This window comes from Gluconacetobacter brunescens (assembly GCF_048695475.1).
Lineage (GTDB): Bacteria > Pseudomonadota > Alphaproteobacteria > Acetobacterales > Acetobacteraceae > Gluconacetobacter.
On sequence record NZ_JBLHEN010000001.1, the window covers coordinates 598,343 to 619,221 of the forward strand.

20 protein-coding genes are annotated in these 20,879 nt (G+C 65.7%); 14 read left to right on the forward strand and 6 right to left on the reverse strand.

The features are described from left to right. Positions 1 to 131 precede the first annotated feature (131 nt). Positions 132 to 707, forward strand: a complete 576-nt coding sequence (locus tag ACMAUO_RS02590; RefSeq protein WP_420355430.1) for a DedA family protein — start codon at positions 132 to 134, stop codon at positions 705 to 707. Further along, positions 704 to 1,801 (forward strand): D-alanine--D-alanine ligase, encoded by a 1,098-nt coding sequence (locus ACMAUO_RS02595; protein ID WP_420355431.1) that lies wholly within the window; start codon positions 704 to 706, stop codon positions 1,799 to 1,801. The genes ACMAUO_RS02590 and ACMAUO_RS02595 overlap by 4 nt, the downstream gene beginning before the upstream one ends. A gap of 30 nt (positions 1,802 to 1,831) precedes the next feature. On the opposite strand, the gene ACMAUO_RS02600 is transcribed toward ACMAUO_RS02595, so the two are convergent. Further along, a complete protein-coding gene (locus ACMAUO_RS02600) occupies positions 1,832 to 2,299 on the reverse strand; it encodes an MlaD family protein (protein WP_420355432.1) in 468 nt (155 codons plus the stop codon). 116 nt (positions 2,300 to 2,415) lie between these two features. On the opposite strand from ACMAUO_RS02600, the gene ACMAUO_RS02605 reads away from it, so the two are divergent. From ACMAUO_RS02605 to ACMAUO_RS02615, 3 genes are all read left to right on the forward strand, one after another. After that, positions 2,416 to 3,258: an undecaprenyl-diphosphate phosphatase gene (locus tag ACMAUO_RS02605; protein WP_420355433.1), complete on the forward strand. Its 843-nt coding sequence runs from the start codon at positions 2,416 to 2,418 to the stop codon at positions 3,256 to 3,258. A 25-nt stretch (positions 3,259 to 3,283) separates the two neighbouring features. Then, complete coding sequence (locus ACMAUO_RS02610) at positions 3,284 to 4,075, forward strand: GDSL-type esterase/lipase family protein (RefSeq protein WP_420355434.1); 792 nt, start codon at positions 3,284 to 3,286, stop codon at positions 4,073 to 4,075. Between the two features lie 150 nt (positions 4,076 to 4,225). Beyond that, positions 4,226 to 5,764, forward strand: a complete 1,539-nt coding sequence (locus ACMAUO_RS02615) for an APC family permease (RefSeq protein ID WP_420355435.1) — start codon at positions 4,226 to 4,228, stop codon at positions 5,762 to 5,764. A gap of 76 nt (positions 5,765 to 5,840) precedes the next feature. On the opposite strand, the gene ACMAUO_RS02620 is transcribed toward ACMAUO_RS02615, so the two are convergent. Next, positions 5,841 to 7,280, reverse strand: coding sequence for a pyridoxal phosphate-dependent decarboxylase family protein (locus tag ACMAUO_RS02620; protein ID WP_420355436.1), 1,440 nt, complete (start codon positions 7,278 to 7,280; stop codon positions 5,841 to 5,843). A 123-nt stretch (positions 7,281 to 7,403) separates the two neighbouring features. Between ACMAUO_RS02620 and ACMAUO_RS02625 the strand changes: the two genes are divergently transcribed. Next, the gene (locus ACMAUO_RS02625; RefSeq protein WP_420355437.1) at positions 7,404 to 8,201 is read left to right on the forward strand and encodes an alpha/beta fold hydrolase; all 798 of its coding nucleotides are present in this window, start codon (positions 7,404 to 7,406) and stop codon (positions 8,199 to 8,201) included. 9 nt (positions 8,202 to 8,210) lie between these two features. On the opposite strand, the gene ACMAUO_RS02630 is transcribed toward ACMAUO_RS02625, so the two are convergent. Beyond that, on the reverse strand, positions 8,211 to 9,197 hold the full coding sequence (locus ACMAUO_RS02630) for a bile acid:sodium symporter family protein (RefSeq protein ID WP_420357180.1): 987 nt from the start codon (positions 9,195 to 9,197) through the stop codon (positions 8,211 to 8,213). Between the two features lie 172 nt (positions 9,198 to 9,369). Here ACMAUO_RS02630 and ACMAUO_RS02635 point away from each other — a divergent pair, with 172 nt between their 5' ends. The 3 genes from ACMAUO_RS02635 (at position 9,370) to ACMAUO_RS02645 (ending at position 11,884) form a co-directional block, all read left to right on the forward strand. Further along, on the forward strand, positions 9,370 to 10,305 hold the full coding sequence (locus ACMAUO_RS02635) for a hypothetical protein (protein WP_420355438.1): 936 nt from the start codon (positions 9,370 to 9,372) through the stop codon (positions 10,303 to 10,305). Positions 10,306 to 10,559: 254 nt separating this feature from the next. After that, positions 10,560 to 11,156, forward strand: a complete 597-nt coding sequence (locus ACMAUO_RS02640) for a cupin (RefSeq protein ID WP_420355439.1) — start codon at positions 10,560 to 10,562, stop codon at positions 11,154 to 11,156. An 8-nt stretch (positions 11,157 to 11,164) separates the two neighbouring features. Further along, a complete protein-coding gene (locus ACMAUO_RS02645) occupies positions 11,165 to 11,884 on the forward strand; it encodes an NADPH-dependent F420 reductase (RefSeq protein WP_420355440.1) in 720 nt (239 codons plus the stop codon). A 49-nt stretch (positions 11,885 to 11,933) separates the two neighbouring features. On the opposite strand, the gene ACMAUO_RS02650 is transcribed toward ACMAUO_RS02645, so the two are convergent. After that, a complete protein-coding gene (locus ACMAUO_RS02650) occupies positions 11,934 to 12,479 on the reverse strand; it encodes an HdeD family acid-resistance protein (RefSeq protein ID WP_114726961.1) in 546 nt (181 codons plus the stop codon). 344 nt (positions 12,480 to 12,823) lie between these two features. On the opposite strand from ACMAUO_RS02650, the gene rpsD reads away from it, so the two are divergent. Further along, on the forward strand, positions 12,824 to 13,441 hold the full coding sequence (gene rpsD, locus ACMAUO_RS02655; protein ID WP_420357181.1) for a 30S ribosomal protein S4: 618 nt from the start codon (positions 12,824 to 12,826) through the stop codon (positions 13,439 to 13,441). A gap of 305 nt (positions 13,442 to 13,746) precedes the next feature. Then, the gene (locus tag ACMAUO_RS02660; RefSeq protein ID WP_420355441.1) at positions 13,747 to 15,306 is read left to right on the forward strand and encodes a peptide chain release factor 3; all 1,560 of its coding nucleotides are present in this window, start codon (positions 13,747 to 13,749) and stop codon (positions 15,304 to 15,306) included. Here ACMAUO_RS02660 and ACMAUO_RS02665 read toward each other — a convergent pair. After that, complete coding sequence (locus tag ACMAUO_RS02665; RefSeq protein ID WP_420355442.1) at positions 15,278 to 16,681, reverse strand: MATE family efflux transporter; 1,404 nt, start codon at positions 16,679 to 16,681, stop codon at positions 15,278 to 15,280. The two genes, ACMAUO_RS02660 and ACMAUO_RS02665, sit on opposite strands and share 29 nt — an antisense overlap. Before the next feature lie 124 nt (positions 16,682 to 16,805). On the opposite strand from ACMAUO_RS02665, the gene cysS reads away from it, so the two are divergent. Together cysS and ACMAUO_RS02675 are read left to right on the forward strand one after the other, a co-directional pair. Beyond that, positions 16,806 to 18,167, forward strand: a complete 1,362-nt coding sequence (gene cysS / locus ACMAUO_RS02670) for a cysteine--tRNA ligase (RefSeq protein WP_420355443.1) — start codon at positions 16,806 to 16,808, stop codon at positions 18,165 to 18,167. After that, positions 18,164 to 18,952: an RNA methyltransferase gene (locus ACMAUO_RS02675; protein ID WP_420355444.1), complete on the forward strand. Its 789-nt coding sequence runs from the start codon at positions 18,164 to 18,166 to the stop codon at positions 18,950 to 18,952. Before cysS ends, ACMAUO_RS02675 begins: the two co-directional genes overlap by 4 nt. Before the next feature lie 25 nt (positions 18,953 to 18,977). On the opposite strand, the gene ACMAUO_RS02680 is transcribed toward ACMAUO_RS02675, so the two are convergent. Next, positions 18,978 to 19,178, reverse strand: a complete 201-nt coding sequence (locus ACMAUO_RS02680) for a hypothetical protein (RefSeq protein ID WP_420355445.1) — start codon at positions 19,176 to 19,178, stop codon at positions 18,978 to 18,980. A 383-nt stretch (positions 19,179 to 19,561) separates the two neighbouring features. Between ACMAUO_RS02680 and ACMAUO_RS02685 the strand changes: the two genes are divergently transcribed. Then, positions 19,562 to 20,860, forward strand: coding sequence for a DUF6270 domain-containing protein (locus ACMAUO_RS02685; RefSeq protein ID WP_420355446.1), 1,299 nt, complete (start codon positions 19,562 to 19,564; stop codon positions 20,858 to 20,860). The last annotated feature ends 19 nt before the right edge of the window (positions 20,861 to 20,879 follow it).

A 20,879-nucleotide genomic window follows, 5' to 3' on the forward strand; every position in this document is an offset into this window, starting at 1 on the left:
GTCCGGGCACCGCCCCGGCCGGTTCGTCCGGCCGCCGCGTGGAACGGGTTCCATGGGCAAGAGGTTCACGACGTGAGGATTCCGACCCGATTTTTTCTGCCGTTCCGGGATTGAACGGCGGTAACCCGGTCATGTTTCCCTCACTCTCCGCCCTGTTCGCCAAAGCCGGGGCCGCGCCCCTCATCCAGGCGCTGGTCATCATCATCGGCACCTTCATCCTCGAAGACGCCGCGACCATCATGACCGCGATGGAAGTCCAGACCGGCCAGGTCGCCCTGCCCGTTGCCTTACTCGCGCTTTATGTCGGGATCGTGGCCGGCGATCTGGGCCTATACGGCCTGGGCAGGCTCGCGGCCCTGTGGCCGGCGGCCCGGCGCTGGGTCAAGGTTCCCCAGGACGAGAACGGCGGAAACTGGTTCGGCCGCAATGTATTCCGCATCGTGTTCATCAGCCGCTTCATCCCCGGCGCGCGCCTGCCGCTCTATACCGCCTGCGGGTTCTTCAACGCATCGGTGCGGCGCTTCGCGCTGGCGGCGATCCTGGCAACCCTAATCTGGACAACGCTGCTCTTCGCGGTATCGCTACAGGTCGGCCATTTCCTGATCACCCATCTGGGTGCATGGAAATGGGCCGGAATGGGAGGATTCGCCCTGACCATTCTTCTCGTCGGCCGGATCGTGGCCAATGTGCGGAGTCCGTCCCGATGACCCATGTCTCCACCGCCGCCCCCTCCGAGGCCGGCGCATCCCGGCCGCCGTCGCCGCTGTCGATGTTCGAATTCTGGCCGGGCTGGGCGTTCTACACGCCCATCGTGCTGTACTGGATCCTGATGGGCCTGCGCCACGGCGATCTCAGCCTGCCCACCGCCGCCAACCCACGGATCGAAACCGGCGGCCTGTGCGGGGAAAGCAAGACCGATATCCTGGACATGGCCGGCGATGTCGCGCGCCAGTGGATCGCGCCCTACACCACCGTCACCACCGGATCGGCCGACGACGCGGCCGCCGCGACAGCGGCCCTGGCCCGGGCCGGGCTGGCGCTGCCGGTGGTCGTGAAGCCCGATGTCGGATGCAACGGCACGGGTGTGAAGCTGGTCACCACGCCTGCGGAACTGGCTGCGGCGGTTGCGCTGTTTCCGCCGGACATCCGGCTAGTGATGCAGCGGCTCATTCCCTTCGAGCACGAGGCCGGCGTCTTCTACATCCGCCATCCCGACGAAGAACGGGGCCGGATCACATCGCTCACCTACAAGGAAGCGCCGCTCCTGGTCGGTGACGGCCGCTCGACCGTCCGCGAGCTGATCGACGCCGACGCCCGCACCCGCCTGGTGCCGCATCTCTACCTGCCCCGCCTTGGCGCGCGGGTTCACGACGTCCTGCCGGCGGGCGAGACGATGCGCCTGGTCTTCGCCGGCAATCACTGCAAGGGCTCGATCTTCCGCAATGGCGCCGACGACATCACGCCGGCCCTGACCGAGCAGATCGACCGGATCATGCGCGACATCCCCGATTTCCATTTCGGCCGAATCGACCTGAAATTCGAATCGATCGCCGCCCTTCGACTCGGCCGGGGGTTCGAGATCATCGAGATCAACGGCGTGGGGTCGGAGGCGACCCATATCTGGGATTCCCGCACCACGCTGCGCGAGGCCTATGCCGCGCAGTTCATGCATTACCGCGAAACGTTCCGCATCGGCGCAAAGAAGAAAAAGGCCGGCTGGCGGTCATCCGGCGCCTTCACGATGCTGCGTTACTGGCGTCTCCAGAAGAAACTCCTGGCCTCCTATCCGCTTAACGACTGAGAGCCTGTTCCGCGGCGCCCCCGGCGCGGGCTACGGCGCCGAATCGGAGGGCAGGCCACCATTCCCGAAGATATAATTACTGACCTGCTGTTCCAGGCTGACGGCTTCCTGCGCGTTGGTGATCACCGCGCCGGCTGCCAGCCTGTCCTTTGCCTTACCCGGCTGGATCATCAGCGAATCGTCGCTGGTCATGGTCGCGCTGCCGATCATCACCGCGCTGTCGCTCGGCAGCGACAGCGCCCGATCCACCGTGAAGCGCACATTCGCCACCGCCATCGCCGGGTCCAGCACAATGTCGGTCACGCGCCCCACGGGCACGCCCGCCAACTGCACATCCGCCCCCACATGCAGGCCGTTGGCGGAAATGAACCGGGCCGTCAGCGGATAGCGATCATGACTCAGATCGGTCTGCGAGGCCCGGGCGTAGGCGTAGAACACGACCGCCACCAGCAGGACCAGGCTGCTGAAGACGATCGCGCTTCCTTTTTCACGCACCAAATGCCTCTCTCCTCATTCCCTGCGGCCCGGAATTCGCCATACTCTCAGGCAAGTGCTTGCCGAGCTGGTAAAAAATGGGCACCACGCCAGTCTAAATCGCCATGGACAGCCGGACAATGACAGTTTTCCAAGCCATCATGATCGCGATCCTCCAGGGCGCGACCGAACTCTTCCCGGTCAGCAGCCTGGGCCATGCCGTCATTGTCCCGGCCCTGCTCGGCTGGGTGTTCGACCCGCACGGAGAGATCTTCCTTCCCTTCCTGGTCATGCTGCATCTGGGGACGGCGGTCGCGCTGCTGTATTTCTTCCGCAGCGACTGGATCGCCATCTTCCAGGGCCTTTCCGGCCGCCACGGCAGCCAGCGGCAGGCAGAGAGCATCCACATCCTGGCCCTGCTGGTGGTGGCGACCATTCCCGCCGTCCTGATCGGCGGATTGCTGGAACATTGGCTGCGCGCATTGTTCGGCAGCGCCCGCTATGCCGCGATCTTCCTCGTCATCAACGGTTTCCTGCTGCTGTTCGCCGACCGGCTGCGCGGTAACCGCGCCATCCAGCCCGGGCGCCCCATCGCCTCGCTCACCTATGCCGACGCCCTGATCATCGGCCTGTGGCAGTGCCTCGCCTTCTTCCCCGGCATCTCGCGCTCGGGGGCGACAATGGTCGGCGGCCTGTTCCGCAGGCTCAATCACGAGGGCGCCGCGCATTTCTCGTTCCTGATGGCCCAGCCGGTCATCATCGGGGCGGCGGTGCGCGAGGCCGCGCATATGCGCCACGTCACCCTCGCGCCGGGGCAGATGCAGCTTGCCACGGTGGCCGCCGTGGTGGCGGCCGTGACCGCGCTGGCCAGCACCGCCTTCCTGATGCGCTATTTCCGCAAGCACGAGCAATGGGCGCTCCGCCCGTTCGGCTATTACTGCATCATCGCCGGTGCCGTCGCCTACATCGTCCTCGGCCACTAACAGCTTCCAGACATCCCCGGATATCATGACCCGTTCCGCCCGCCTTCGCCCCCTGCTGGCGATCACCACCCTGCTCGCTCTCGCCGCCCCGGCCATCGCGCCGGCCGCGACCGCCAATCTGGCCGTCGAGCAGGTCTCGCGCATGGACACGCCATGGTGGCACCACCGCTTTGCCGACAAGCAGGCCGAAATCGCCAACGGCCCGTTCGATGTCGTCTGGCTGGGCGATTCGATCACCCAGAACTGGGAGAGCCACGGCCCGGAACCCTGGCGCGATTTCGCCCCGGTCTGGCAGCATTATTACGGTGACCGACACGCCATCAATCTGGGCTTCAAGGGCGACAGCACCTGCCACGTCCTGTGGCGGCTGGCGCATGGCGAACTGGATTTCCGCAAGTCCCCGCGCCTGTTCATCATCATGATCGGCGCCAATAATTTCGGCCATGTCCATATCGACGCGGCCCACACCTATCCGGGGATCACGCGCATCGTCGACACGATCCATGCCCGCTTCCCCACCACGCAGATCCTGCTGCTGAAGGTCCTGCCCTCGATCCGCTCCCCCTGGATCAGCGCGAACACGCGGCAGTTGAACAGCATGCTGGAGACCGACATCCGCCAGGGCCGCCCCTGGCTGCACCTGCTCGATGTCGGCACGGCGGTGGAAGCCAACGGCGCCCCCGACCGGTCACGCTTCCTGGACCCGCACCTGACCCCGCCCGACCCGCCGCTCCACCCGACCGCGGCCGCGCAACAGGACATCGCGCGCATGATCGAGCCGACCGTGGCCACCATCCTGGGCGACCGTCGCCACTGACGAAGCTGTCCGAAAACAGCTTCCGATGCGCCCGGTCACATCCCTCCATCACATCCCTCCGGGCCATGGCGCGCCCTGCCGCCTGCGGCCTTGCGCACGAACCCCTTTTGCAACGATACAGGCTTTCCCCGATATGATATTGTGAAATTTATGTCTCTCCCTCCAGCTTCTACCAGTCGCCTGCGGCTTCGAAAAACCATCCAGCAAATCGAATCCGAGAGCCAGAACCACGGATTGCGGCGCACGCTCGGCCCGATCCAGTTGATGATGCTGGGGATCGGCTCCACCATCGGCGCCGGCATTTACGTCATGACCGGCACCGCCGCCGCCAATTATGCCGGGCCGGCCATTCTGCTTTCCTTCCTGGTCGCCGGCCTGGCCTGCCTGTTCACCGCGCTGTCCTACGGCGAACTGGCATCGACGATGCCCGTCTCCGGCTCTGCCTACAGCTACGCCTATGTCTCGATGGGCGAAGGGGCCGCGTGGGCGGTCGGGTGGCTGCTGCTGCTGGAATATGGCGTGTCCTGCGCCGGCGTGGCGGCCGGGTTTTCCGGATACGCCACCAGCCTACTGCACGATCTGGGCGTCCATGTGCCCACCTTCCTGAGCACCACCCTGGTCCAGACCCTGCCCACGGCCCATGGCGCCAGCCTGCTGGTCGCCCCCCGGATCGACCTGGTGGGCGCCCTGTCGGTGACGGTGGTCACGGGTCTGCTGGTTCTCGGCATCGAGGAATCGGCGCGGATCAACACACTGATCGTGTTCATCAAGGTCGGCGTGCTGATGCTCTTCCTGATCTTCGGCATCCGCTACGTCCATCCGCAGAACCTGCTGCCCTTCATCCCGCCCAGCGAAGGCGGGTTTCATTTCGGCGTACCCGGCATCTTTCGCGCCGCCTCGGTGATCTTCTTCGCCTATGTGGGGTTCGAGACCGTATCGACCGCCTCGGCCGAAGCCCGCAACCCGAGGCGCGACGTGCCATTGGGCATCATCGGTTCGCTGGTGTTCTGCACGCTGGTCTATATGTGCGTCGCCACGGTGCTGATCGGCGTCGTTCCCTTCCGCCAGTTGGGCGTGGCCGACCCTCTGGCCATCGCGGTCGACGCGATCGGCCAGCCCTGGCTGGCGCTGCTGATCAAGGTCGGCGCCGTGGTCGGCCTCTGCTCGGTCATCCTGGGCCTGCTCTACGGCCAGACGCGCGTCTTCTTCACCATCGCCCGCGACGGATTGCTGCCGCCGATCTTCTGCCGCCTGCATCCCACCTTCCGCACGCCGTGGGTCGGCACCATCGTGCTGGGCGCGCTGGTCGCCATCGCCACCGCGACCCTGCCGATCGACATCATCAGCGACCTGGTCAGCCTGGGCACGGCGGCCGCCTTCGGCATCGTCTGCTTCACGGTCATCTGGCAGCGCAACGCGCGGCCCGATCTGCCGCGCCCCTTCAGCGTGCCGCTGGGCGGCGTCCGTATCGCCGGGGTGTGGATCGGCGTGGCACCGGCGCTGGGCATCGTGTTCTGCCTGATCATGGCCGGCCCCCTGTTCGTCGACATGGTCCGCGCTCTGTTCAACGGCAATCCGCTGCCGATGATCCTGCTGGGCACCTACGTGGTGCTGGGCATCCTCAGCTACGCATTCTACGGCCATTCGCATTCGCGCCTGGGCCGGGAGGACAGCAAGGCCGCGATCTGAAAGGGCGGCCGGACATGCGCGCCGGCGGCAACCCGGCGCGCATAAGGCCAGCCCGCTTCACCAGCGCTTCCGGCTTTTATCCGGCGACGACCTCCAACCTGTCCGCCAGCCGCCGCAGCAGCATATCGACCATGGCATCGGCATCCGCCGCCACCGTACGGTGGTTGACGATGGCCGCACGGATCGCCCGCACGCCATCCACCGTCGTCGTCGACGGCGCCGCGACACCCGATTCGTGCAGGTCCTTCACCAGTTCGTCATTCAGCCAGTCCAGGTCCACACCGGGCACGCACACCCGGAAACAGACGATATTCAGCCCCACCGGCGCCAGCCGCTCCAGCAGCGGCTCGTCGTCCACCCGCCGGGCCAGATGCCGTGCCACGGCACAGCATTCATCGACCATCAGCCCCATCCGGTCGGTGCCATAGGTGCCCAGCGTCATCCACACCTTGAGCGCGCGAAAGCCACGAGAAAGGTCCGGCCCCAGATCGCAGAACCAGGGCGCATTGCCGGCCAGTCCCCGATCCTCGCGCGTGAGATAGGCCAGGGACTGCGCGAACGCCGCCGCCTGCCGGCCCGGTGCGCGGACCAGGATGCAGCCGGCGTCGTAGGGAACCTGCGCCCATTTATGGAAATCGAACGCCAGGCTGTCGGCCCGCTCCAACCCGCTCAACGACGAACGGCGGGTGGGCGAGAGCATGGCCAGCGCGCCGAATGCCCCATCCACATGGAACCACAGCCCCTCCCGCGCCGCGATATCCGCGATCCCGTCCAGATCGTCGATCGCGCCGACATCGACCGTGCCGGCGGTGCCGATCACGATGAACGGCTCCAGCCCCGCCGCGCGGTCGGCGGCAATCGCAGCCCGCAGCGCCGCCAGATCCATGCGATGGTCGGCGTCCACCGGCAGCACGCGCAGCGCGTCAGTGCCCAGCCCCGTCAGGTCGAACGCGCGGGCGATGCAGCCATGGGCGGTGGCGGCGGCATAGCCGACCAGCTTGCGCCCGCCCACGCCCTGCCGGCGCAGCGCCAGCCCGTCGGGCACCGCCCGGCTGGCGGTCACGACCGCGATCATGTTCGCCATGGATGACCCGGTGACCAGCAAACCGGTGGTCTCGTCGGGAAAGCCCATGATCCGGGCCGCCCAGCCGATCACCGCCCGCTCGATTTCGACCGGCGCATGGTCGCGGCCGCCGCAATTGGCATTCAGCCCACCAGCCAGCAGTTCGGCCAGCATGCCCACGCCCGTACCGCCCCCATGCACCCAGCCCATGAAGCCCGGATGGGTATTGCCCGTGGCATAGGGGACGATCCGTTCGCGAAAACGCTCGTACAGAATATCGGGCGAGGTCGGGCCGGTCGGCAGGGTCTCATGCAGGGCCGCGCGCACCGTATCGGGCATCGGGCGCCAGACCGGTCCATCCCGGAGGGTCGCCAGCCGGTCGACCATATCGTCGATCATCCGGTGGCCGAGACGACGCAGATCGTCCCAATTGTCGGGGTCGAGGCCGGTCATGGGCGCGTCCGTTTCCTTTATGCCGGCAACGGGCGGGCTGGCCAGTCGCGCGGTTCTGTCCAATAATTCAATGCGTGCCTATATGTGTGCCATCGGGCGCATCAAGTCTTCAATGGAACCTGCATGTTCTTTGGCAAACTCGAATTGACGGAAGTGGCGTGGGGCGGCAGCCCGCGCCGGGCCAGGCTTGGCGGGCAAGGCAGGCTGCTGGTCCTGCTGCATGGCCAGATGCAAAGCCACGCCGCCTGGCATGCCATCGCGCCAGCCCTGGCCGACACCCACACCGTGCTGTGCCCGGACCTGCCGCGCGACCTGGATTTCCGGCGCCAGGCCGAGGAATTGCTGCGCCTGGCGCGGGATCTGGGTCACGAGCACCTGGCGGTGGCCGGACACGGCACGGGCGGCCATATCGCCGCCTACGCCGCATGGCTGGCGCCGGAGCGGGTCACCCACATGGCCGCGATCGAATGCATCCCCTCGCCCGGCCATTACGGGCGCGCCGACCTGGCATTCGAACTGTCGCGCTACAGCAGTTGCTGGTTCGCCCAGCTTCATCCGAAGCCCGAATCGGCGACGATGGCGGTTCCCGAGGAATGGACCCGCCCGGCACCGCATTCCACGGCCCCGTTCAGCCGACCGGCGGTGGCCGACTACCTGCAAACCATGCCGGCGGGCGAGACGCCGGGGGCGAACGGCCATAACCGCATCCCCCCCTATCCGGGCGATCTGCGCATCGCCTGCCCGCTGCTGGTGGCCTGGTCGCGCGAGGGGCGGCTGGGCGGCTGGTACAATCCCGCCGACCTGTGGCGCCCCTACGCGACCGGCCCGCTCAACGAGGCCGAAATCGCGTGCGGCTACTACATCCCCGAGGAAGCGCCCCAGCCCTTGATGGATGCCCTATCGGCCTTCCTGACGTCCTGACCCCGGGCGTCAGGACGCTTTCTGTAGCACTTCCGGCTCCTGCCGACGCTCCCAGGCGGCGGCATAGCGCCGGGCCAGCACCGCGCAGACAAAGAGCTGGATCTGGTGGAAGATCATCAGCGGCAGCACCACCAGCCCTACGGTGGCGGCCGGAAACAGCACGTTCGCCATCGGCACGCCCGACGCCAGGGTCTTCTTCGAACCGCAGAACACGATCGCGATCTCGTCTTCCCGCGGAAAGCCCAGGGCCCGGCTGCCCAGCGTGGTGATCAGCAGCACAAGGGCGAGCAGAATGCTGTCCGCCAGCATGATCAGCCCGATCTGCGAGAGCGGCATCTGGTGCCACAACCCCTGGACCACCGCCTCGCTGAACGCGGTATAGACCACGATCAGGATCGACCCCCGGTCGGTCATGGACAGCAGGCGCTTGTTGCGATGCGCCCATTTGCCCAGCCAGGGTTGCAGCACCTGCCCCAGCACGAAGGGCAGCAGCAATTGCAGCATGATGGCGACAACGCCCCCCTGGCCCGACGCCGTGCCATGACGCGCCAGCACCAGCCCGGTCAGGATCGGGGTAATGAAGATGCCCAGGATATTGGATGTGGTCGCGGCACAGACGGCGGCCGGCACATTGCCGCGCGCGATCGAGGTAAACGCGATCGAGGACTGCACGGTGGAAGGCAGGCAGCACAGGAACAGGATGCCCAGCCAGACCGACGGGTGCAGCATGTTCGGAAACAGCGCATGCAGCCCCAGCCCCAGCAGCGGAAACAGCGCGAAGGTGCAGAGCAGGATGGCCAGATGCAGCCGCCAGTTCACGATGCCCCCCACCACGGCCTCGCGCGACAGGCGCGCGCCCTGCATGAAGAACATCACGGCAATGACCGCGATCGCCAGATCCTGAAAGACCGGCACGGCGGCGCCATGACAGGGCAGGACCGTGGCGATGATCACGGTACAGACGAGGCTGATCAGGAACGGATCGGGCTTGAGCATCGGAAACATTCCGCTGACGGTGAACACACCGGATATTAAGGACGAATCGGCGGTCCGCACCATGGACCGGCACGATCTCCGCCGGAATATCGCAGTGTGCCTCGCCTTGGTCACGATCCCGTGCCAAGGAAGGGCGGTATAGGATCGTAATTGCCGGGGCAAGTCGATGATCATGCGCATTCCCGTTCTGCCGGCTCTCGTCGGTGCCGTTCTCGCCATGGCCGGTTCCGGCGCGCATGCCGCCCCGCTGCCGCCGGCCTGCGCCATCGGCACGGCCGGCGGCGTGTTGGCCTCGCCGGCCGAGGCAACCGCCCGCAATTACGGGCTGCATTTCTCCACCGGCGCGGGTGCCCCCTCGCTGCACGCCGCATCGGTCACGGTGACCGGCGCCGGCGCCGGCGGCAATGCGGGCGACATGCGCGATATCCTCGACGCCGCGTCGGTGGTGCTGCTGGGCGCGCTGGTGAATCACCACGCTGCCGGCTGCACGGCGGATTATTTCCTCTCGACCCTCCAGCCGATCCTGGCCGGGCTGGCGGCCGGCAAGGCGTATGATATTTCTTGGTCCGCACCGATCGCCCATACCGGCACGAAACAGATCCGCTTCACCGCCCTGCGCCTGCATCTGGCCGGCGGCAGCGGCGCGCAGCCCATCGCCGTTTCGCTGGACCTGCATGGCGCCGGCATGAACGGCGACACGGTGCTGGCATCGTTGCTGCCGCAGGATGCCCGATCGGATTTCGCGGTGCCGGTCCAGGCGCTCGGCCCCCTGCTGGCCGCAACCGCCGGCCGCCCGGCCCACAGCGTCGCCGTACCGGTCACGATCCGGACATTGCGGGCCCGCCGTGGCGACATGCAGCTCGAGGGCAGCGGCTCGGCGGAACTGACCGGCAGTCCGGATGCCGCCTCCGCCAGCGGGCATATGAGCATGCGCAACCTGCCTGAACTGATCGAAACCCTGCGCGCCGCCGGCCAGACCCGGCCCGCCGCCGCCCTGATCATCGCCAATCTGGTCGGCCACCATACCGATGCCACCGATACGTCATGGGATGTCGAATGGACGGGCGGCATCCTCACCGTCAATCACATCCCGCTCCCCCTGCGCTGAAAGCCTGTCTGGAAATGCACGCTGGCGGCGATCCGACGCGCGTTTCCTGTGCTTCGCGGCGGGCGGCCATCAAGACCACTCCGCTCCGATGCTCGGAAACACACGACGGGCGCGGCCCTGACGGGCCGCTCTCGCTCACCAGCGCACATGTCCAGACAGGCTCCGAGAACCGTCTCTAAACTGCTTTTCACTGGTCGCCCGTTTCAGCGACGGGACATAGTAAAGCCTCCACCCGCCGCTGGAGGACACCGGACATGACCGTCTCGCGACGCGCTTTCCAGACCTTCCTCGCCGGACTCGGCCTCTCGCTGGCCGGGACCGAGGTGCATGCCGCCGGCGCGAGCGACCATGACGTCGATTCCTTCATGCTGCCGCGCAACGACTGGGTGCCCAACAACGACCACCTGCCGGTGCTCTATTACCGCAACGTGCTGGCCCTGCCGGGCCATGACCCGGCTTCGGCGTTCGAGGACCTGTTCACCGCCAATGGCTGGCCACCTCAATGGCGCTGGGGGGTCTATGATTTCCACCATTTCCATTCCACGGCGCACGAGGTGCTGGGCGTCGCGTCGGGCTCGGCCCGCCTGATGCTCGGCGGACCCGGCGGCCGGGTCGTCGATGTCCGGGCCGGCGACGTCGTGCTGCTGCCCGCCGGTACCGGCCACCGCAACCTGGGATCGGATGACGATTTCCTGGTCGTCGGCGCCTATCCGCCCGACCAGCATTTCGACCTGCGCCGCAGCGCGCTTTCGCCCGAGGAGATCGCACGGATGAACCACGTCCCCTTCCCCGCCAGCGACCCGGCAAAGGGTGCCGGTGGCCCACTGACCGCCCTGTGGCACCAGGCATGAAGCATGCCATGCACCGTCGCGCGCTCCTGGGTCACACGCTCCTGGCCGGACTCTGCGCCCTGCTGCCCGCCCGCCTCGCCCATGCGGCACAACCGCTCCGGATCGGCACCATCGGGGCCGGCCATGTCGGCAGCACCCTGGCCGGCCTGTGGCTGCGTGCCGGCCATCCGGTCATGCTCTCGGCCAGCGATATCGGATCGGCCCGCGCGGCGGCCGAGGCGCTGGGCGGCAACGCGCAGGCCGGCACGCCGCAGGATGCCGCCCGGTTCGGCGATGTCGTCCTGCTGGCCGTTCCCTACGGCGCGCTTCCCAGCCTGGGCGCCAGCCTGCACACCCTGCTGGCCGGCAAGATCGTGATCGACGCCTGCAATCCCTATCCCTGGCGCGACGGCGACACCGCCCGCACGGCCCGGACGCAGGGCGCGGGCATCACCACCCAATCCTTCTTCCCCGGCGCGCATGTCGTCCGCGCCTTCAATTCCGAAGATATGTCGACCATCCGCGCCGAGGCCCACCGCACGCCGCCGCCGCTGCTGGGCATTCCCTATGCCGGCGACGACCCGGCGGCCATGCGCACGGTCGGCACCCTGATTGCCGAGGCCGGGTTCGACCCGGTCGCAGTCGGCCCGCTGGAGACCGCGCGCCTGTTCCAGCCCGGCTCCAACGGGTTCGAGGCCGACCTGACGGCTCCGGAACTGCGCACGCGCCTGGGCCTGCCCCGGACATGAAAACGGGGGGCCATGCCCCCCGCGTCCGTCTCCTGGATGGTTCCCTGTTTCAGGGACCGGTCAGCGTGTTCGCCTGACGCAGCGCGAGGCCGAACTGCACCCAGCCCACGCCGGCGGCAATCAGTTCCACCGCGATGAAGGTGCCGATCAGCCACAATCCCGACCAGGGCAGCGTCATATACAGGCACACGCCAACCAGCAGGCTGATCAGCCCGGCACCCAGGATGATCCACCAGCCATTCAGTTCACGATGCCGCGCCGCGATCAGCATGCGCATGGTCCCCGAGACGATCAGGCAGGCGGCGATGAACAGCGTCAGCACGATCGAACCGGTAACCGGCTCATACATCAGCGAGATGCCACCGGCGACGTAGAGCGCGCCACCCAGCAGCGACAGCATGAAGCCGCCCCAGTCGCGCACCGCGAAGGCGTGGAACAACTGCGCCCCGCCCGCGATCACCAGCACGATGCCGATAATCACGGTGCTGGCGAGGGTAACCGAAATCGCGTCGATCCAGGCGACGATGCCCAGCGCGACGGACAGCAGGCCCAGCAGGACGAATAATTGCCAGCGCTGCGTAAACGGGGTGGCCATGGCCTCTCCTCAATGACAAAAACAGAAGATATCGTGGAGTATACGGACTTTACGCCACGCGACACCGGCTTTTTTCGCTCCCGCCGCCATGCCGCCACCTGGCCGGCCTCCGCGGCCCCGTTCCATCCGGTTGACAGGCTCGGGCCGAACCGCCTATAGGCCAGCCCCACTGCCGGGAACGTGGACGAACCGGCCGGTGCCAGATCGGGTGATTGCTCCCCGGCACCGGTAATGCGGTTCGCGCCCGCCCTGTTCATGCGGAACAGGGCCTACCGGTGCAATACAGGGCGGCAACCGGCCTTCGGGCCACGATGCCGTCCATCGACTATGAAAGACCGCGCGCGATGAGCAAGCGCCTCGAGAGCAAGTACAAAATCAATCGCCGCCTTGGCGTCAACCTGTGGGGCCGCGCGAAGTCGCCGGTCAACAAGCGGGAATACGGCCCCGGCCAGCATGGCCAGCGCCGCAAGCAGAAGCCGTCGGACTTCTCGGTCCAGCTGATGGCGAAGCAGAAGCTGAAGGGCTATTACGGCAACATCAGCGAGAAGCAGTTCCGCAAGTATTACGACGAGGCCGTGCGCCGCAAGGGCGACACCTCCGAGAACCTGATCGACCTGCTGGAGCGCCGGCTGGACGCGGTCGTCTATCGCCTGAAGTTCGCGATGACGCCGTTCGCCGCCCGCCAGTTCGTCAGCCATGGCCACATCACGGTCAACGGCCGCAAGGTCAACATCCCGTCCTTCCTGGTGCGTGATGGCGACGTGATCGAGGTCCGCGAGAAGTCCAAGCAGCTCGCCATCGTCCTCGATGCCTCGCAGAGCGGCGAGCGTGACGTGCCGGAATATGTGGAAGTCGATCATCGCCAGATGAAGGGCCGCTTCGTGCGCGCGCCGAAGCTGTCGGACGTTCCCTACCCGGTGCAGATGGAACCGAACCTGGTCATCGAGTTCTACTCGCGCTGATCCGGTCTTCCAGGCCAACGACCGCAGCGCCGGGCGTGGGGACCCCCCCACGCCCGGCGTCCGCATTTTAAGCCGGGCCGGACAGGCGGTCTGGCGGCGATCCGACGCGCGTTTCCTGCGCGTCGGTGCTCACGGCCCATAAGGCCGCTCCGCTCCGATGCTCGGAAACGCACGACGGGCGTGCCGCTGCGCGGCACTCTCGCTCACCAGACCGCCTGTCCGGCCCGGCTTACCGATTATAGTGATTGGCTGCCGCAACAGCCCGCCGGCCTTGCCCGATTCCACAGCCCGCATGGGATTTTGCCGTGAACGCCGAGCCCTCTTCCGAACTCGCCCCGACCATCGCCCGCGAAATCGCCCGGCGGCGCACGTTTGCCATCATCTCGCATCCCGACGCGGGCAAGACCACGCTGACCGAACGCATCCTGCGGGCGGGCGGCGCAATCCAGATGGCGGGCAATGTGCGGGCCAAGGGCGAACGCCGCCGCACCCGGTCGGACTGGATGGGCATCGAGCGCGATCGCGGCATCTCGGTCGTCACCTCGGTGATGACGTTCGAATATGGCGGCTGCATCTTCAACCTGCTCGATACGCCGGGCCATGAAGACTTCTCGGAAGATACCTACCGCACGCTCACGGCCGTGGACTCGGCGGTCATGGTGATCGACGCCGCCAAGGGCATCGAGGACCGCACCCGCAAGCTGTTCGAGATCTGCCGCCTGCGCGATATCCCGATCGTCACCTTCATCAACAAGATGGACCGCGAGGCGCAGGACCCGTTCACGCTGCTGGATGAAATTTCCTCCGCCCTGGCGCTGGACACCGCCCCGGCCACCTGGCCGGTCGGCCGCGCCGCGCAGTTCGCCGGCACCTACGATCTCCGCGAACGCCAGCTTCATGTCTCGCCCCCCCTGGAGCAGTCCGACCCGCGCATGGTGCAACTGGCCGAGGAACTGGAACTGGCCGAAGCCGCGCTGCCGACCTTCGACCGCGAGAGCTTCAATGCCGGCCACCTCACGCCCGTCTTCTTCGGCAGCGCGATGAAGGAAATCGGCGTGACCGACCTGCTGGACGCGCTGGTCGCCTTCGGCCCGCCGCCGCGCGACCAGGCGACCGAAACCCGCACCGTCCGCGCGGACGAGACCGGCCTGACCGCCCTGGTCTTCAAGATCCAGGCCAACATGGACCCGAATCATCGCGACCGCATGGCCTTCGCGCGGATCTGCTCGGGCCGGCTGGAACGCGGCATGCGGCTGAAGCACACCCGCACCGGCAAGCAATTCGCCCTGCACACGCCGCAATTCTTCTTCGCCCGCGACCGCCAACTGGCCGAGGAAGCCTTCGCCGGCGACGTGGTCGGCATCCCCAACCACGGCACGCTGCGCATCGGCGACACGCTCACCGCCGGCGAGGATTTGCGCTTCACCGGCGTGCCGCATTTCGCCCCGGAAATCCTGCGCCGCGTCCGGCTGGACGACGCGATGAAGGCCAAGAAACTGCGCCAGGCCCTGACCGAGCTGGCCGAGGAAGGCGTGGTCCAGCTTTTCCGCCCGCAGGACGGCGCCCCCCCGATCGTCGGCGTGGTCGGCACGCTCCAGCTCGACGTGCTTCAGGCCCGTCTGGGCGGCGAATACGGGGTGAGCATCGGCTTCGAATCCACCCCCTACAACCTCGCGCGCTGGGTGGTAGGCGACAAGGCGAAGCTGGAACTGTTCGCCATGGCCAACCGCTCGGCAATGGCCGACGATCTGGACGGCGATCCGGTCTTCCTCGCCGGCTCGGCCTTCATGATGCGCCGCACGGCCGAAATGAACCCCGACCTGACGTTCCACGACATCAAGCAGATCGGTGTGGAATCCCGCTGATTTCAGCCTCGGGCGGTGTCACCGCCGCCCGGCCTTTGCCCAGCGTATAAACAACCCGCGCCCCCAGCAGCAGCGCCACGACCACCAGCGCCGTCGCCACGCCGCCCCATAGCCCCACCACGCCAAACCCGCAGCGGAAGGCCAGCCAATTGGCCAGCGGAAAGCCCACGCCCCAATAGCCGGCGATGGCCAGCACCATCGGCACCATGGCATCCCCCCGCCCGCGCAGCACGCCCACCAGCACCGCCTGCGTGCCATCGGCCATCTGAAAGATCGCCGCCACCAACAGCGCCGCCGTGGCAATACGCGCGCTCTCCGCATTGGCCGGCACCGACGGGTCCAGATAGAAGGCTACGATCCGGGCGCGGAACAGATAGATCAGGCACCCCACCATCCCCATGCCCGTAATCGCGGTGCCCACCGCCACCCGCGCCGCGCGACGCACCCGCTCGGGCCGCCCGGCACCGGTCCAGTAGGCCGCCCGCACATTCGCCGCCTGCCCCAGCGCCATGGTCACCATGTAGGTGGTCGCGGTCACGCTCAGCACGATCTGGAACGCCGCCAGCGCACGCGGCCCCAGCGTCGCCGCCTGCAACCCCGTGACCTCGAACAGCATGATCTCGGCCCCTGCGGCCGCGAACATCGGCAACCCCAGCCGCAGCAGCACCGCCATGTCGGCCATGCGCGGCCGCAGCGGCCACAGCAGCAGGCGCAGATGCGGCCGGGAATGCACCATCGCCAGCAGCACCAGCGCGCTCCCCCACATGGTCAGCGCGGTCGCCAGCGCCGATCCCTGCAACCCCAGCGCCGGCAGGCCGAACAGCCCGTGGATCAGCGCCGCGTTCAGCACCCCGTTCACCACGGCCACCACCGGCATCACCCGCAGCAGGATCACCTGCGCATCCAGCGCCGGCAGCACCACCTCCACCACGCCCGTCCCGATCAGGGCGGGCGGAACACCCCACATCAGGACATGGGTAAAGGACGACACCGGGCCGACAAAGGATTCGGGCTGATGCATCAGCCGCAGCAATGTGCCCGCCTGGTCCAGGATCGCCAGGCAAGGCAGGCACAGCAGCAGCGCCGTCACCAACAGCATGGCATGGATCGGCGCAATCCGGTCGCTATCCCCCCGCCCGCGCGCCTGGGCGATCAGCACCCCGCCCGCCCCCAGCATCGCCTGCAGGATCGCCAGGACGGTAAAGAACAGCGTCGTGGACAGCCCGCCGATCGCCAGGGCATCGGCCCCCAGCCCACCCAGCAGCACGCTGTCGGTCACGCCCATGGCCATCTGTGCGATCTGCGCCAGGGCGATGGGGGCCGCGACACGCAGCAGAAGACGAAGTTCCGATTGGGGCAAGGCGGGGTCCGACATGGGCGCATCCAGAGCAGATCGGCCCCGGAAAGACCAGACGCCACGCGCCGTATCCTTCTATTCGGCCGCCGCCGCACATAAGGGTGTTGCGTCCGCCCCGTCCCTGTCGCATCTAGGCGCCATCATGTCCGATACCACGCCGCAACTGACCCTGCACGACAGCAGCAGCCGCACGACGGTTCCCTTCGCGCCCCTCGATCCGGGGAATGTGCGGGTCTATTATTGCGGGCCCACGGTCTATGACCTGGCGCATATCGGCAATCTGCGGGCCATGATCACGGCCGACATCCTGGTGCGCCTGCTGCGCCACCTGTATCCGCGCGTCACCTATGTCCGCAACATCACCGACGTCGACGACAAGATCAACGCCCGCGCCCACGCGAACGGCGAGACGATCGACAGCCTGACCGCCCGCACGATCCGCGATTTCCACGACGACCTGGCCGCCGTCGGCGTGCTGCCGCCGGACGTGGAACCGCGCGCCACCCACCACATCGGCGAAATGATCACGCTGATCGAACGCCTGATCGCCAGCGGCCACGCCTACGAGGCCCAGGGCCACGTCCTGTTCGCCGTCGCCCATTTCCCCGATTACGGCGCGCTCTCCGGCCGCTCGCCCGACGACCTGCTGGCCGGCGCCCGCGTCGAGGTCGCGCCCTACAAGCGCGACGCCGGCGATTTCGTGCTGTGGAAGCCGTCGGAGCCCGGCCTGCCGGGCTGGGAAAGCCCGTGGGGCCGGGGCCGGCCGGGCTGGCATATCGAATGCTCGGCCATGTCGCACCGTTATCTGGGCGAAAGCTTCGACATCCATGGCGGCGGCAGCGACCTGCTGTTCCCCCACCATGAGAACGAGCGGGCACAGAGCCAGTGCTGCTTCCCGCACAGCCGCTTCGCCAACCACTGGGTGCATAACGCAATGCTGCTGGTGAACGGCGAGAAGATGTCCAAATCGCTGGGCAACTTCCTGACTATCCGCGACGTGCTGTCCGACACCCCCGCCGAGGCGCTGCGCCTGCTGCTGCTGCATGCCCAGTACCGCTCGGTGCTGAACTTCACCCGCACCGGGCTGGACGAGGCGAAGCAGACGCTCAACCGCTTCTATCGCGCCATCGGCGACCTGCCGCCCGACGAAACCGATCCGGTCCCGACCGAGGTTCTCGCCGCGATGTGCGACGACCTCAACACGCCGCGCGCCCTGGCCGAAATGCATGCCCTCGCCGACCGCGCCCTGGCCGGCGACCGCGATGCCGCACGTGGCCTGCGCGCATCCGGCCGCCTTCTAGGCCTGCTGGGCCAGTCGGCCGATGACTGGTTCCGCGCCGGCGCCGGCGTCGACGAGGCCGAGATCGACACGCTGATCGCCGAACGCCTCGCCGCCCGCAAATCCCGCGACTTCGCCCGCGCCGACGCCATCCGCGACGATCTCGCGGCACGCGGCATCCTGCTGGAAGACAGCTCTACCGGCACCATCTGGAGGCGCGCATGACCGGCCGTGACGGCGGGGCCGATATCGGCCCGATCGGCAACAGCCCGGTCGTGATCCTGGTGCGCCCGCAGATGGCCGAGAATATCGGCACCACAGCGCGCGCCATGGCCAATGGCGGCCTGTTCCACCTGCGCCTGGTCGCCCCGCGCGACGGCTGGCCGCTGGAACGCGCCTGGCGCGCCGCCTCCGGCGCCGACCGGATTCTGGAAGCCGCGACGGTGCATGAAACCGTCGATGACGCGGTGGCCGACCTGCACCACGTCTTCGCCACCTGCCCTCGCCCCCGCCATATCGTCAAGACCGTGCTGACCGCCCGAGGGGGTGCCGCCGAACTGCGGCAGATGAGCAGCCGTGGCCTGCGCACCGGCCTGATGTTCGGCCCCGAGCGCGCCGGGCTGGACAACGAGGACATGGCCCGTGCCGACGCGCTGATCCGCTACCCGCTGAACCCGGCCTTCATGTCGCTGAACCTGGCGCAGGCGGTCATGATCATGGCTTATGAATGGTGGATGGCTGAAGACGCCACCCCGCCGCGCACATTGATGACCAATGAAACCCACGTCGCCACCAAGGGCGAACTGGACAATTTCATGCGCAACCTGGTCGGCCAGCTCGACGAATGCGGCTTCCTGCGCAACGAGCAGAAACGCCCCGGCATGGTCCGCAACCTGCGCCACTTCTTCACGCGCGGCGAAGTCACGGAACAGGAACTCCGCACCCTGCACGGCGTAGTGACCGAACTGGCCCGCGGACGCAAAGCGCGGGCAACCAACAGCAAAAGCTGACACTGCCGCTTCCACGGCCCTTTTCTCAACCGGATATCTGCCAGACCTTCTGGTAGCCCGAATTCGGCATCTTCACGCGGATATTGTGCAGGAACTGGTCCACGATCCGTTCCTTCCCACCCGGCTCAAGCGGTGGAACATTGAAATCATCCGCGCAGATCAGCGTCCCCGGCCCGATGAGCGGCCATACGGCCATGATCTCCGGTGCATGATGCGTGGTGCTCAAGATAAACCAGTGCGGTCTGCCAGGTCATACGCGCACTCATCATATCGAAGGCCGCAACCGAATCATGGCTGGACGCCTGCGGCACCTGTCTGATGGCCTGGGCAGCGTCCTTGCCGCGTGCGACGGAACGGACAGACTGGGCTACCAGATGAGATCACACGGTTTCTCGACACCTCGCCCTGGCCTGGTGGGTCGAGACGACGCAAGTGCTGAGCGCATGTCGTGGACGGCCTCCGCGCGGCTCTTACCAGCGGAATGGTTTCAACACAATTTTGTGATAATTCATCACTCCTCACCAATTCTGCAAAATCCCATTGAAACCTGACCTGATTGCTGCATAAAATACTTTTTATTCGTATAATTGTATAATGAAGGCGCCACGTATGGAGACAAAAAATAGAAAATTGGCAACAATAGTTTCCAATTCTCTTTCGTCCTATGGAAAACACTCGCAATTTCCCAGCCATGTTCGCATATTGTCTCTTGGAGGATGCATTACGCATGATATTTGCAAAATGGTTGAATGCTTTGCCGTAAAGCATTCTGATCATCTGTGGAGAAGGCCGACAATTCCACTCATGTCGAAAGCGCCACAGCGCCTCCCATTCATGGATCATGATTTTCCGTCTGAACTCACGCGCTACTGGCAAGATGATTTTCGAAAGAATCATCTCCGGGAGCTAGAAGAAGCCGACGATGATATTTTGATTTTTGATATAACAAGAGACATATTTTGTGCTGTATACGAAATAGAAGCCTTTTCCTACGTTATCGATCCAATGAGCGTCGAGGGGATACTTTTTAAGCATAATCCGATTTTTAATGATGAGAAAATAAAATCAGCAATCGGAAAATATATTAAGAGATTTGACTTTAACGATGAAGCATATTTTGATGCATGGAAATTTTACTTCGATAACTTTGTTCATATGGCGCAAAAATTTGACAAAATAATACTGAACAAAATTTATTTTACAAATAAAGTTGCATCACATTCGAACGAGATGTTCGGTGATGGAAATTATACTTCCTCTGTAAACGCGTTCCTTGACACAGCATATGAATATATCAAGAGAAATTATAGTAATATCATTATAAATGAGGTCCCACGTAACGTCCTCATGACTGGACATGACGTTTCGTGGGACGGTCCCTGGTACACTCACTTCATTCCCGAAGCGACGGCTCTGTTCTCTGAAAATGTTCGTGAGATCATTTTGGGAGACCGCTACAAGAAAGGAGGTATTTTTATAAAATACGCGATTGATGGCGCAAAAAAACGTGAAGACCTTTCTCGAAATTCGAAAAATCTTATTTCGGAACGCGATGCCCTCGCCGAAGAGCGGGACGCCCTTCGCGGCTACCTGGGCGAGGCCACGCAGCAGCGCGATGCCCTCGCCGAAGAACGGGACGCCCTTCGCGGCTACCTGGGCGAGGCCACGCAGCAGCGCGATGCCCTCGCCGAAGAACGGGATGCCCTTCGCAGCTACCTAGCCGAGGCCACGCAACAGCGCGATGCTATCACCGCCCAATTGCACGCCATCGCTACAGAGCGGGACGCCCTCCACGCTTACTTTGCCGAAGCCACAACAGCGCGATCAGTGTGCCGTGAAACGCAGCAATCAGGTCTTCAGAACATTTACCATCCGGAGCTGGTCATTCACGCGAGCGCTCACGAATAGTTCAAACACAAATGATTAG